This is a genomic window from Nocardia citri (assembly GCF_054065835.1).
The window spans coordinates 110,414-123,528 of sequence record NZ_JBSUQM010000003.1; the positions used below are offsets into that span (position 1 = coordinate 110,414).

Below are 13,115 nucleotides of genomic sequence, written 5' to 3' on the forward strand. Positions count from 1 at the left end.
CGGCTGGGTCAAGGCGTGAGGGCGGATAGGCGGGATTCGAGGTGGGCCCGTTCTACGGTGTTTTCGGTGAGGAGTAGGGCGGATTCGTAGGCGCGGGCGGCTTCGGTGGTGCGGCCGAGCTGGGTGAGGAAGACCGCACGGGAGGCTTCGAGGTAGCCGTAGCTGGCGAGGGAGGGCTCGCCGGCGAGGGCGTCGAGTAGGGCCAGGGCTCGGGTCGGATTGCCGGACAGACCAACTGCTACCGCGTGATTGAGGCGCACTACCGGTGACGGCCAGATTCGGAGCAGCAGTACGTAGAGGCCGGTGATCTCACGCCAGTCGGTTTCCGCCCAGGAGGCAGCCTCGTCGTGGACGGCGGCGATGGCGGCTTGCAGGGTGTATCGATCCGTATGTGGCAGAGCGGTTTTCACCAAGGCGATACCCTCGGCGATGGCCGCGCGATCCCAGCGGGCGCGGTTCTGGTGTTCGAGCGTGCACAGGCGGCCTTCGGCATCCACGCGGGCGGCGCGCCGCGCGTCGGTGAGCAGGATCAGGGCCAGCAGGCCGGTGACCGCGGGGTCGTCCGGGACGAGCGCATGCATCATTCGCGCGAGTTGCAGCGCCCGGTCGGCCAGATCGGCACGCACCAGCGCGTCACCCGACGGCGCGGTGTGACCGGTGGTGAACAGCAGATGGATGACCGCGAGGATGGCGTCGAGGCGGTCCGGGAGCTCGCGCACCGACGGCACCCGATACGGGATGCGCGCCACCGCGATCTTCTTCTTGGCGCGCGTGATTCGGGCCGCCATGGTCGCTTCGCTGGTGAGAAACGCGCGGGCGACCTCGGCGGTGGTGACACCGCAGACCAGACGCAGGGTCAGCGCGACCTGGGCCTCGCAGGCCAGAGCCGGGTGGCAGCAGGTGCTGATCAGGCGCAACCGGTCGTCGGGAATGGCCGAGGCCGAATCCAATTCCGCGAGTGCGAGATCAGCGGCGTCCTCGGCGTGATCGGTGATCAGCATGGGCAGCGCACGCTGCATGGTCGAGTCGCGGCGCAGCAGGTCGAGGCCGCGTCGGCGGGCGACGGTGGTCAGCCAGGCGCCGGGTTTGGCGGGAACGCCGTGCGCGGCCCATTCGGTGAGGGCGCGCGTGTAGGCGTCCTGGACGCATTCCTCGGCGAGATCGAAGTCGCGGACGAGCCGCACCGTCGCGGCGAGCACGAAGGCCCATTCGCGACGGTGCGCCTGGTCGACGGCCGTGGCCGCTTCGGTATCGATCGGCACAGGGCTAGTCGAAGGTCATGATCGGGCGCACTTCGACGCCGCCGAACCGAGCGGGCACCTGCTTGGCGACGGCGATCGCGGCGTCCAGATCGGCGGCCTCGATCAGGTAGTAGCCCCCGAGTGCCTCCTTGGCCTCGGCGAACGGGGCATCGGTGACGGTGAAATCGCCGTTGTCGCGCTGTCGGATGGCGGTGGCGGTGGCGGTTGGCTGCAGGGCGTTACCGCCCTTCACCGCATCGCCCGCGATCTCCTGGAAGGTCAGGTGCGCCTGGTAGATCTCGCCCATGACCTGCTCCGATGCGGTCGCGTACGCGTTCTCGTCCTCGTAGATCAGCACCAGGTACTGGCTCATGATTTCGCTCCTTCGGGTTGCGCCGGCCCGCCGATCGGGCCGTCGTATTCGTTCCGACGAGCGAGCTCGACGGAAATCGACAACCTGTCGCGAGAAAAATTCTGCTCCTGGGATCGTGTGGAGTCTCGCGAGTCGACACACATCCCGGCGCTGTCGGTCCGCCTCGGTAACGTGCTCGGTGTGAGCGAAGGCTTATTCGACGTGCCCGGTGACGACCCGCCGACCGGACACTCCATCGACAGCGTGGTGCGCCGCGATGCCGGTGCGCCGTTGGCGGTGCGGATGCGCCCCGCGACATTGGACGAGGTGGTAGGCCAACAGCATCTGCTCGGCCCCGGCTCACCGCTGCGGCGGTTGATCGAGGGTTCGGGCGCGGCGTCGGTGCTGTTGTACGGGCCGCCGGGCACCGGTAAGACGACGCTGGCCTCGCTGATTTCACAGGCCACCGGTCGTCGATTCGAGGCGCTGTCGGCCTTGTCGGCCGGTGTGAAAGAGGTGCGCGCGGTCATCGATGTGGCTCGTCGCCGTCTCACCGCGGGCGAACAGACCGTGCTGTTCATCGACGAGGTGCACCGCTTCTCCAAGACCCAGCAGGACGCGTTGCTGGCCGCGGTGGAGAACCGGATCGTGCTGCTGGTCGGCGCGACGACCGAGAATCCGTCGTTCTCGGTGGTCTCACCGCTGCTGTCACGTTCGCTGGTGCTGCAATTGCGGTCGCTCACCGCGGCCGACATCCGGCTGGTGCTCGATCGTGCGCTCGCGGATCCGCGCGGCTACGACGGCGCGTACACGGTGAGCGATTCCGCGCTCGAGCACATCGTGCGGATCGCGGGTGGTGACGCGCGCCGGGCGCTCACCGCGCTGGAGGCATCGGCAGAATCTTCGTTGGACGGCACCGTCGATGTGGATCTGGTCGAGGCCAGCGTGGACAAGGCCGCCGTTCGCTACGACCGTGCCGGTGACCAGCACTACGACGTGGTGAGCGCCTTCATCAAATCTATCCGCGGCTCGGATGTCGATGCGGCCCTGCACTATCTGGCCCGTATGCTCAGTGCGGGCGAGGATCCCCGCTTCATTGCCCGCCGCCTGGTGATCTCGGCGAGCGAGGACATCGGCATGGCCGATCCGATGGCGCTGCAGACCGCGGTCGCGGCGGCGCACGTCGTACAGCTGATCGGCATGCCCGAGGCCCAACTCACCCTGACCCACGCGACGATTCACCTGGCCACGGCCCCCAAATCCGGTGCCGTGCCCGCCGCGCTCGGCGCCGCCCTCGCCGATATCTCGGCGGGCAAGGCGGGTGTGGTCCCGGCGCATCTGCGTGACGGCCACTATGCGGGAGCCGCCGCTCTCGGTAACGCCCAGGGCTACAAATATCCGCACGACGATCCGGATGGCGTACTAGCCCAACAGTATCCGCCCGACGAAATCGTCGGCCGCGACTACTACACCCCGACCGACCACGGCGGAGAACGCGATATCCAACGCCGTGTCGAGATATTGCGCAGAATCGTCCGAGGACGCTGACGATGCGCGGCCGCCAGCCGATCCCCCGACGCGTGCGGCGACCGTGACTGCATCGGTGCATCAAGAGTCCGGCCGCGCAGCACGGGGACCTGATGATCGCCATGGCGGATCGGCCTCCAATGCTCTCAGCGGAATTCGAACAGCTTCCGAGGCATTCGGGGGAGACGGTGAAGCGGGAGTTTCTGTACGGGAAACTGGGGGTGACGGCTGAGCCGGATGGGGTGCACGCCGAGCGCGATGGATACCGAGCCCCCGAAGTCCTCGGTCCGCTGACGGCCGCACTCGGTGGGCGGCAGCACCCGGTCGCTGAAAAAGGGGATGCGGGACACCGGTAGGCTGGATATCTGTGCAGACCCACGAGATCCGACGGCGATTCCTGGACCATTTCGTCCGTGCCGGACACACCGAGGTGCCCAGTGCCTCGCTGATCCTGGCCGACCCGACCCTGCTGTTCGTCAACGCGGGCATGGTTCAGTTCAAGCCGTATTTCTTGGGACAGGAGGCGCCGCCGTTCCCGCGCGCGACCAGTGTGCAGAAATGTGTCCGCACCGGCGATATCGAAGAGGTCGGTGTCACCACCCGGCACAACACCTTCTTTCAGATGGCGGGCAACTTCTCCTTCGGTGACTACTTCAAGGAGGGGGCCATCACCCTCGCCTGGGAGCTGATCACCAAATCGCAGGAGGACGGCGGCTACGGCTTCGACCCCGAACGGATTTGGGTGACTGCCTATGAATCCGATCCCGAGGCCGCCGAGATCTGGCACCGGGTCGCGGGCATCCCGAAGAAGCGGATCCAGTTCCGCGACGGCAAGGACAACTACTGGGATATGGGGGTGCCCGGACCGGGTGGTCCGTGTTCGGAGATCTACTACGACCGCGGCCCCGAATACGGCAAGGACGGCGGCCCGGTCGCCGACGAGGACCGCTACCTGGAGATCTGGAATCTGGTCTTCATGCAGGACGTCCGCGGTGAGCGGAGCCCCAAGCTCGGGCACCCGCCGATCGGATCGCTGCCCAAGAAGAATATCGATACCGGTATGGGCGTCGAGCGCATCGCGCTGCTGCTGCAGGGCGTCGACAACGTCTACGAGACCGACCTGCTGCGCCCGATCATCGACAAGGCCGAGGAGTTGACCGGCCGGTCCTACGGCGTCGAACACGAAGACGACCGCCGCTTCCGGGTTATCGCCGACCATGCCCGCACCTCGGCCATGCTGATCGCCGACGGCGTCAACCCGGGTAATGAGGGCCGCGGCTATGTGCTGCGCCGCCTGCTGCGCCGCATCGTGCGATCGGCTCGGCTGCTCGGCGCGGACAAGCCGGTGGTCGGCGAATTCATGAAGGTCGTCAGCGAGTTGATGTCGCCGTCGTATCCGGAACTGGCGACCGACTTCGCGCGGATCGAGAATGTCGCGGTGGGTGAGGAGACCGCGTTCCTCAAGACTTTGAACACCGGCTCCCGGCTGTTCGCCGACGCCGTCGACGAGGTCGCGGCCAAGGGCGGCAAGACAATTCCGGGTTCGGATGCCTTCAAACTGCACGACACCTATGGCTTCCCGATCGAGCTGACTCTGGAGATGGCGGCCGAGGCCGGACTGTCGGTCGACGAGGATGGCTTCCGCTCGCTCATGGCCGAGCAGCGGAAGATGGCCAAGGAGGATGCGCAGGCGCGCAAACACGGTCATGCCGACCTGACCATCTACAAGGAGCTGGTCGACCGCGGCGCAACGGAATTCACCGGTTTCGACGAGCTGACCTCCGAGGCGCACGTGCTGGCGCTGATCGCCGACGGCGTCCGGGTGCCGGCCGCGACCGTCGGTCAGGACGTCGAGGTCATCCTGGACCGCAGTCCGCTGTACGCGGAGTCCGGCGGTCAGATCGCCGATCGCGGCACCATTACCGCGCAGGGCCTCAAGCTGCACGTCAACGACGTGCAGAAGATCGCCAAGAAGCTGTGGGTGCACAAGACCACGGTCGAACAGGGCCAGATCACCGAGGGTGATGTCGTGCTCGCCCAAGCTGATCCGTCCTGGCGTCACGGTGCCACCCAGGGCCACTCCGGCACACATATGGTGCATGCCGCGCTGCGCCAGGTACTCGGCCCGAATGCCGTGCAGGCCGGTTCGCTGAACAAGCCCGGCTATCTGCGCTTCGACTTCAACTGGCAGGGCCAGCTCACCGAGCAGCAGAAGGCCGATATCGAGACCGTCTCCAATGACGCTGTCGGCGCGGACTTCCCGGTGAATACGTTTGTCACCGATCTGCCCAAGGCCAAGCAGATGGGCGCGCTCGCGCTGTTCGGCGAGAACTACGGCGACGAGGTGCGCGTGGTGGAGATCGGCGGACCGTTCTCGATGGAGCTGTGCGGTGGTACGCACGTACAGCATTCTTCGCAGATCGGCCCGATCACCGTGCTCGGCGAATCGGCGATCGGTTCCGGTAAGCGGCGCGTGGAGGCGTTCGTCGGCCTGGACTCCTACAAATATCTGGCGAAGGAGCGCGCGCTGCTGGCCGGTGTCGCGTCCGCGCTCAAGGTGCCTTCGGAGGAGGTGCCCGCCCGCGTCGAGCAGCTTGTGGAGCGGTTGAAGGTGGCCGAGAAGGAGCTCGAGCGCACCAAGATCGCCACAGTGCTCGCCTCGGCGGCCAAGTTCGTCGACGAGGCGGAGCGGGTCGGCAGCGTGCTGCTGGTGGCCGCGGCCGCGCCCGAGGGTGTCGCCGCAGGTGATCTGCGCACCCTCGCCACCGATATCCGTGGCCGGTTCGGCACCGACCCGGCGGTTGTTGTGCTGCTCGGCAATGCCGATGGCAAGGTGCCGTTCGTGGTGACGGTCAATAAGAGCGCGCAGGATCTCGGCTTCAAGGCCGGCGATCTGGTCGCCAGCTTCGGGCCGAGCATTTCCGGTCGCGGTGGCGGCAAGCCGGAGATGGCGCAGGGCGCGGGGTCGGACCCCTCCGGTATCGAAGTCGGTCTGGCCTCGGTCCGTGCCTGGGTGGCCTCTCCGACCGGATGATGGGCGACTCGGAGAGTCATCGTCCCTCGCCCGTCACCGATCCCGGCCGCGGTCGGCGGATCGGCATCGATGTCGGCAGTGTCCGAATCGGGGTCGCCTCGAGTGACCCGGACGGCATGCTCGCCACACCCGTGGAAACGGTGGCGCGCGCGAAGCCGAATAAGCGCGCGCCCGGACCGGCGAGCGACATAGCGAGGATTGCCGAAATTGTGCGGGAGTACCAGGCTGTCGAGGTGATAGTCGGTCTGCCGCGGACATTGCGCGGGGAAAAAGGGACCGCCGCCGATGCCGCAGTGGCATTCGCGGAGCGTTTGCGCGCAGTCATAGCACCCGTGCCCATCCGACTTTCCGACGAACGTTTGACTACGGTGTCTGCTGCACGTGCATTGCGGGACAGTGGAGTTCGCGCGCGTGGCCAGCGGCAGGTGATCGATCAGGCGGCCGCCGTAGCGATCCTGCAAGGATGGTTGGACGAACGGAGTGCGGTGTTGAAGTCGGCCGAAGCGGCGTCTGAGTCCGGAGACGGTGCATGACGGATCGATGGGCGCGAGCCGAGGAGCGTTTTCGTCAGCGCGAGGCTGAGCGGCGTTACCGGCGAAACGACCAGGCATGGGAGGACTACGACGACGACACCACGGTCATCCCGCGCTACACCGAGGAAGATTATTACGACGAGGAACTGGCCGCCGAGCGTTCGCGACGCGCGGCCCCGCGCCGTGCCGAGCGTGGGGAGCCGCGGCGCGGGCGTCCCCAGCGTGGCGAGAGTGCGCCACCGCGGCGGCCTCGCGGTGACGGGTCGGGTGCCGGCCGCTCGGGCGCTGTGTCCGGGCGCTCCGGTCGCGGCAGATCCGAGCGCGGCGGGAGTCGGAGCGAGGAGCGTGCGGAGTCCCGCTCGGAGCGTCAGCGCAGTGCGCCCTCGCGCGGCCGCCGGTCCCGAGCGGCTTCCCGCAAGGCCGCCGAGCGGAAGAAGCGCCGGCGGAATCTGTGGCTGATGGGTGCGCTGTTCGTCGTGCTGTTCGCCGGTGCCGCGGTATTCGCGGGATTGAAGGTAGTCAAGATGTTCGGCGCGCCCGAGGATTTCTCGGGTCCGGTCGGACCGCTGGTGGTGGTGCAGGTGCATCCGGGCGACACCTCGAACCAGATCGCGGACGAGATGCAGAAGAAGGGCGTCGTCGCGAGCAGCGCGGCCTTCTTCCAAGCGGCCGTGCGCAATTCGAATATGAATTCGGTGCAGCCCGGGTACTACGCGATCCCGACTCACAGCCCGTCCACCCAGGCGGTGACGGCACTGCTGGGCAAGAGTTCGCGGGTCGGCAATCTGGTCGTCTCCGAGGGACGCCAGCTGCACGACCAGCAGGACGTGAATACCGGTTCGCGCAAGGACGGCATCTATCGCAAGATCGCCGACGCCAGCTGCATCGGCATCGGTACGAACCAGAAGTGCATCACCTATGACCAGCTCGACGCCGCCGGGGCGGGTGTGGATCTGACCGCCCTTGGCGTGCCGAGCTGGGCCGAGCAGCGGGTGCGTGAGGTACCGGACCGCAGCAGGCAACTGGAGGGCCTGATCGCGGCGGGCACCTGGGATTTCGATCCGAGTGGTACCCCGCAGCAGATCCTGAAGCAGCTGGTGAGCGCGAGTGCGCGCAGCTACGAGTCCACCGGTCTGCTGCAGTCGGGTGCCGAGACGAAGCTGAATCCATACCAGACGCTGATCGCCGCCTCGCTCGTGGAGCGCGAAGCGCTGCCACAGGATATGGGCAAGGTGGCGCGGGTGATCGTGAACCGGCTCGCGGCCAATCAGCCACTGCAGTTCGACTCGACGGTGAACTACGCACTGGACCGCACCGAGGTCGCGACCACCGACGGCGACCGTGCCAAGCGCACGCCGTGGAATACCTACGCCATGCCTGGACTGCCCGCGACCCCGATCTCCGCGCCGTCGTTGAATGCGATGCGTGCGGTGGAGAATCCGGAGCCGGGCACGTGGTTGTACTTCGTGACCATCGACAAACAGGGGACCACCTTGTTCACCGAGAGCTACAGCGAACATCTGCGCAATATCGAAAAGGCCAGGCAGAGCGGAATCCTCGACAGTGGGCGGTGAGACGATGCCGCAAACGCGCAGGGCGGCGGTGCTGGGCAAACCGATCGCGCATTCGCGTTCGCCGCAGTTGCATCTGGCGGCCTACCGTGCGCTCGGCCTGGACTGGTCCTATGAGCGGATCGAATGTTCGGCCGAGGAATTGCCCGGTCTGGTCGACGGGCTCGGGCCGGAATGGGTCGGGCTTTCGGTGACCATGCCGGGTAAAGAGGCCGCGCTGGCCTATGCGAGCGAACGCACGGAACGTGCGGTATTGGTCGGCTCGGCGAACACGCTGGTTCGGCTCGGTTCGGAAACGGTCGAGGGCTGGCGTGCCGACTGCACCGATGTCGACGGCGTGCTCGGCGCGTTGCGCAGTGGTGGCGTCGGCGAGCTGGCCGAGGCTGTCGTACTGGGAGCGGGCGGAACCGCACGTCCGGCGTTGCTCGCATTATCCGAACTCGGCGCGAAGTCGGTGACCGTGGTCGCCCGCGATGCCGGAAGGGCGCGCAGCGCAGTGGATCTCGCGGAGCGGCTCGGTATGACCACCACCGTGATCGGCTTCGACAAGGACGCATTGCGTGCGACGTGCGCGGATGCCGGTGCCGTGGTGAGCACGATCCCGGCCGAGGCCGCCGCCGTCGTCGCCGAGGCGGTCGCGTTGGCCCCGGTGGTACTCGACGCGATCTACAATCCATGGCCGACACCGCTGGCCGTTGCGGTCGCGCGGGCGGGGCATACCGTGGTGAGCGGGCTGGAAATGCTGCTGAACCAGGCCTACGGGCAGGTCGAACAGTTCACCGGCCGCCCGGCTCCGCACACGGAAATGGCCGCGGCGATAGATCTGTAACCGGTTCTCATTTGGATCCGGTTGACTCGAGGCTATGGTGTTGACCATGAATGGTTGGGTGGTGCGGGCCATAGGGCTCGGCGCGCTGGTCGTTTTCCTGCGTGCCCTGCTGGGATTCGCGATGGTGTACCGGCCGACCCAGGGCAGTTGGATGCGACCGCTGTGCTTGGTGGTGCTACTCGCCGCGGTCGTGTTATGGGGTGTGCTGGATGGCCGTAAGGACCGTGAGGTCCATCCGGATCCGGAGCACGGCTCCGACCTCACCATCCTGTGGCTGAAGACCGCGGCTGCCGCCGGTTTGGGTAGTGGCGCGGTCTCGTGGCTGCTGGACTGGCTGCCCCGATTCGATCTCGGCGATAACGGTCTGCTCTTCGAACTGACCGCGGGCGCGTCCTTCATCGTCCTGCTGGTCTTCATTCCGGGACTCATCGGCGTCGGCATCGGCCGCATCATCGCCGACCGCCGGATCAACAAGTCCACGAAGCGGCGCGCACCCCAGGCACCGGCGTCCGCCGCGACTCCCGTATAGCCGCTCGCCGGCGAAACCGACTGGAGGCATCCTCATCGGCCGATACGGCCGGAAGGTCACCTTCGTTTTTCCTGATTGGCAGTCTTGTTCGCGTCCGCGGGTGATACAGGTTCCCGCGGCCGCGATCATGATGCGAAGCGGCGCAACCGACTCGGAAGCGCCGCTTCGCCGTGCGCGACTACAGCAGGATCGCGCCGCTGCTGGTGCTTTCCTCGCGGGCGATGGCCGAATAGGCGGCGGCCAGCAGGGTGGGGTCCGGGCCTTCGAGGCGGCCAGGTTTGGCGAGTCCGTCGAGGACCACGAACCGCAGCACACCGGAGCGGGTCTTCTTATCGGTCTGCATGGCGTCGAGGAGCTGGGGGAGAGCGTCGGCGTCGTAGCTGGTCGGCAGGCCGACGCTGGCCAGCACGGTGCGATGGCGGTCGGCGGTGGCATCGTCGAGGCGACCGGCGAGGCGGCCGAGTTCGGCGGCGAAGACGAGACCGACCGAGACTGCCGCGCCGTGCCGCCAGCGGTAGCGCTCGCGGCGCTCGATGGCGTGGCCGAGGGTGTGACCGTAGTTGAGGATCTCGCGCAGGCTGGCCTCCTTGAGATCGGCGGCGACCACGTCGGCCTTTACCTGGATGGCGCGACGGATCAATTCGGGCAGTACGTCGCCGGTGGGGTCGAGTGCCGCCGCCGGATCGCGCTCCACCAAATCCAGGATCACCGGGTCGGCGATGAATCCGGCCTTGATGATCTCGGCCATACCCGCGACGATCTCATTGCGTGGCACCGTTTCCAGTGTCGCCAGATCCACCAGCACCGCGGCCGGTTCGTGGAAGCTGCCGACGAGATTCTTACCCGCTTCGGTATTGATACCGGTCTTGCCGCCGACGGCCGCGTCGACCATGGCCAGCAGCGTGGTCGGCACATGCACGATGTGTACTCCGCGCATCCAGGTGGCGGCCACGAATCCGGCCAGATCGGTCGCCGCACCGCCGCCGAGGGATACCACGACATCATTGCGGGTCAGGCCGATGCGGCCGAGCACCTCCCAGCAGAAGCCGGCCACGGCCAGATCCTTACCCGCCTCGGCATCCGGGATTTCGACCCGATGCGCGTCGATCCCCTTGTCGGCCAATGCCTTGCGTACCACCTCGGCCGTCTCGGCCAGCGGCGGTTGATGGAAGATCGCGACGGTGCGCACGCCGGTGGTCGCGCCGACGACCGACTCGACGAGCTCGCCGAGCAGGCCGCGGCCAATGATCACCGGATACGGATCGGCGGTGCGGACCTCGATGCGACTCGGATTGGTCAGGTGCTGCTCAGCTGGGCTGATAGGCCGCTCGCTTCGCTCACTCATGGGTACTCGGCTCCGATTCTGTGCGTGCTGTTTGTTTGAGCGCTCGCGCGCGGGCGCGACGGGCCCGGGTCCGGCGGGACCGGCTTCCGAGTGTCGGCGCCGCACCGGATCCGTCGGAACCGGCGGGGACATTGCCGATTTTGCCGGTGGGCTCGGGGTGATCGGCTGTGGTGATTTGGTTGGCGATCTTTCCGGTGGGCTCGATCCGGTTAGGCGCCGCGGATTCGACGCTATCCGCCTGTGCGGCGGCGGCCCGGCGCCGTGCGGCGGCACGGGCTCTGGCGGCGCGGCGGGCTCGGGATCTATTGCTGCCCTGCCGTTTCGGTGTGACGACATTCGGCGCGGCGCCGCTCGAATCGGGCTCCGCATCTTGCGGCAGCACCGATTCCAGACCCAGCTTCGCCATGATCATCCGCACCACCCGGCCCGGACTGCGACCGTCGGTGCGCACCCGCACCGTGGCGACCTCGCGGTAGAGCGGTCGGCGCTTGCGCATGAGCTCGCGATACTTCGCATCCGGATCCGCACCGTTGAGCAGCGGTCGCTGCGTACTCGTGCCGGTACGCCGAAGTCCCTCGGCCACACTGATTTCCAGATACACCACGGTGCGATTGCGCAACAGCTCCCTGGTGTTGCTGGACAGCACGGCCCCGCCACCGAGTGAGACCACACCGCGTTCGGCGAGGATGGCGCGGCGCACCACCTGTTCCTCGATCCGGCGGAATTCCGGTTCGCCGTCCTCGGCGAAGATCTCCGGAATGGTGCGGCCGGTCTCGCGCTCGATTCCGGCATCAGTGTCGTAGAGTTCGACCCCGAGTTCCCTGGCGAGCTTGCGGCCGATCGTCGATTTCCCCGCCCCTGGCGGTCCGACCAGCACCACGCGCGGTGCGCGCGGATCGGACTGCACTATCATTGCGGCACGTGTGGTCGGGTGCCGATGCGCTTGACGTAGCTGGTGATGTTGTCGCTGGTCTCGACCAGCGAATCGCCGCCGAACTTCTCCAGCGCGGCCTGTGCGACGACCAGCGCGACCATGGTCTCGGCGACCACTCCCGCAGCGGGCACGGCACAGACGTCCGAGCGCTGGTGGATGGCGACGGCTTCCTCGCCGGTGGTCATATCGACCGTGGCCAGCGCACGCGGCACCGTCGAGATCGGCTTCATCGCGGCACGCACGCGCAGCGGCTCACCGTTGGTCATACCGCCCTCGAGACCACCGGCGCGGTTGGTCGAGCGCAGCACGCCGTCCGGTCCCGGCTTCATCTCGTCATGTGCCTGGCTACCGCGGCGGCGCGCGGTTTCGAAACCGTCGCCGACCTCGACGCCCTTGATCGCCTGAATCCCCATGAGCGCACCCGCGAGTCGCGAATCCAGCCGATCCGCGCCGCTGATGAACGAACCCAACCCGACGGGTAGCCCATCCACGACCACCTCGACCACACCGCCGAGGGTGTCGCCGTCCTTCTTGGCGGCCTCGATCTCGGCGATCATCGCGGCCTCGGCGTCCTTGTCGAACGCGCGCACCGGACTCTCATCGATCGCGGCCAGATCGGCGGCTGTCGGCACGATGCCGGTGGTGTTGGCGGCGGTGCCGATCGAAACGACATGCGAGACGACCTCGACGCCGAGGGCCTGCCGTAGGAAGTTCCTGGCAACCGTGCCCGCCGCGACCCGTGCGGCGGTCTCGCGGGCGCTGGCCCGCTCCAAGACATTGCGGGCGTCGTCGAAGTTGTACTTGAGCATGCCCGAGTAGTCGGCATGGCCGGGCCGGGGCCGCGTCAGTGGTGCGTTGCGGGCCAGATCGGCGAGTTCGCTCTCGTCCACCGGGTCCGCGGACATGACCGTGGTCCACTTCGGCCACTCGGAGTTCGCGATTTCGATGGCCACCGGTCCGCCCATGGTGCGCCCGTGGCGCACCCCACCGATGACGGTGACCTTATCGGCCTCGAACTTCATCCGGGCGCCGCGCCCGTACCCGAGCCGACGGCGCGCCAACTGTGCGGAGACCTCGTCGGACGTCACCTCGACACCGGCCACCATCCCCTCGAGGATGGTGACAAGAGCGGGACCATGGGATTCTCCGGCAGTTATCCAGCGCAACACGCTGTCCATCTTCCCATGTCGGCGCGGGTGCTCCGGCACGCGGCCCGATCA

The 13,115-nt window shown here is 67.4% G+C and carries 10 protein-coding genes and 1 pseudogene; 6 read left to right on the top strand and 5 right to left on the bottom strand.

Annotated elements, in window-relative coordinates; all coding sequences use genetic code 11:
• Positions 1-8: 8 nt before the first annotated feature.
• Both ACW2Q0_RS06425 and ACW2Q0_RS06430 read right to left on the bottom strand, forming a co-directional pair.
• Entirely contained in the window at positions 9-1,262 is a 1,254-nt protein-coding gene (locus ACW2Q0_RS06425; protein ID WP_457187151.1) for an RNA polymerase sigma factor, read from the bottom strand.
• A 4-nt stretch (positions 1,263-1,266) separates the two neighbouring features.
• Positions 1,267-1,614 (bottom strand): YciI family protein, encoded by a 348-nt coding sequence (locus ACW2Q0_RS06430; protein ID WP_457187153.1) that lies wholly within the window; start codon positions 1,612-1,614, stop codon positions 1,267-1,269.
• Positions 1,615-1,794: 180 nt separating this feature from the next.
• On the opposite strand from ACW2Q0_RS06430, the gene ACW2Q0_RS06435 reads away from it, so the two are divergent.
• The 6 genes from ACW2Q0_RS06435 to ACW2Q0_RS06460 all read left to right on the top strand — a co-directional run bounded on the left by ACW2Q0_RS06435 (position 1,795) and on the right by ACW2Q0_RS06460 (position 9,616).
• Entirely contained in the window at positions 1,795-3,141 is a 1,347-nt protein-coding gene (locus ACW2Q0_RS06435) for a replication-associated recombination protein A (protein ID WP_457187155.1), read from the top strand.
• A gap of 346 nt (positions 3,142-3,487) precedes the next feature.
• A complete protein-coding gene (alaS, locus tag ACW2Q0_RS06440) occupies positions 3,488-6,154 on the top strand; it encodes an alanine--tRNA ligase (RefSeq protein WP_457187157.1) in 2,667 nt (888 codons plus the stop codon).
• On the top strand, positions 6,151-6,687 hold the full coding sequence (ruvX, locus tag ACW2Q0_RS06445) for a Holliday junction resolvase RuvX (protein ID WP_457187159.1): 537 nt from the start codon (positions 6,151-6,153) through the stop codon (positions 6,685-6,687). The genes alaS and ruvX overlap by 4 nt, the downstream gene beginning before the upstream one ends.
• On the top strand, positions 6,684-8,261 hold the full coding sequence (locus ACW2Q0_RS06450; RefSeq protein ID WP_457187161.1) for an endolytic transglycosylase MltG: 1,578 nt from the start codon (positions 6,684-6,686) through the stop codon (positions 8,259-8,261). The genes ruvX and ACW2Q0_RS06450 overlap by 4 nt, the downstream gene beginning before the upstream one ends.
• A 4-nt stretch (positions 8,262-8,265) precedes the next feature.
• Entirely contained in the window at positions 8,266-9,087 is an 822-nt protein-coding gene (locus ACW2Q0_RS06455; RefSeq protein WP_457187163.1) for a shikimate dehydrogenase, read from the top strand.
• Between the two features lie 46 nt (positions 9,088-9,133).
• Entirely contained in the window at positions 9,134-9,616 is a 483-nt protein-coding gene (locus ACW2Q0_RS06460; RefSeq protein ID WP_457187730.1) for a B-4DMT family transporter, read from the top strand.
• 178 nt (positions 9,617-9,794) lie between these two features.
• On the opposite strand, the gene aroB is transcribed toward ACW2Q0_RS06460, so the two are convergent.
• From aroB to aroC, 3 genes and pseudogenes are all read right to left on the bottom strand, one after another.
• Positions 9,795-10,916 carry a 3-dehydroquinate synthase gene (gene aroB, locus ACW2Q0_RS06465; protein WP_457187732.1) on the bottom strand — a complete coding sequence of 374 codons (1,122 nt, stop codon included), beginning with the start codon at positions 10,914-10,916 and terminating at the stop codon, positions 9,795-9,797.
• Between the two features lie 439 nt (positions 10,917-11,355).
• Positions 11,356-11,874, bottom strand: a pseudogene (locus ACW2Q0_RS06470) (shikimate kinase); the annotation flags it as partial.
• On the bottom strand, positions 11,871-13,064 hold the full coding sequence (aroC, locus tag ACW2Q0_RS06475; protein WP_457187165.1) for a chorismate synthase: 1,194 nt from the start codon (positions 13,062-13,064) through the stop codon (positions 11,871-11,873). The gene aroC and the pseudogene ACW2Q0_RS06470, both read right to left, overlap by 4 nt.
• Positions 13,065-13,115: the final 51 nt, after the last annotated feature.

Bases quoted from the DNA above. Each gene is read 5' to 3' on its own strand.
- ACW2Q0_RS06430 (WP_457187153.1), bottom strand. From the start codon at position 1,614: ATGAGCCAGTACCTGGTGCTGATCTACGAGGACGAGAACGCGTACGCG.
- ruvX (WP_457187159.1), top strand. From the start codon at position 6,151: ATGATGGGCGACTCGGAGAGTCATCGTCCCTCGCCCGTCACCGATCCC.
- ACW2Q0_RS06450 (WP_457187161.1), top strand. From the start codon at position 6,684: ATGACGGATCGATGGGCGCGAGCCGAGGAGCGTTTTCGTCAGCGCGAG.
- ACW2Q0_RS06455 (WP_457187163.1), top strand. From the start codon at position 8,266: ATGCCGCAAACGCGCAGGGCGGCGGTGCTGGGCAAACCGATCGCGCAT.
- ACW2Q0_RS06460 (WP_457187730.1), top strand. From the start codon at position 9,134: ATGAATGGTTGGGTGGTGCGGGCCATAGGGCTCGGCGCGCTGGTCGTT.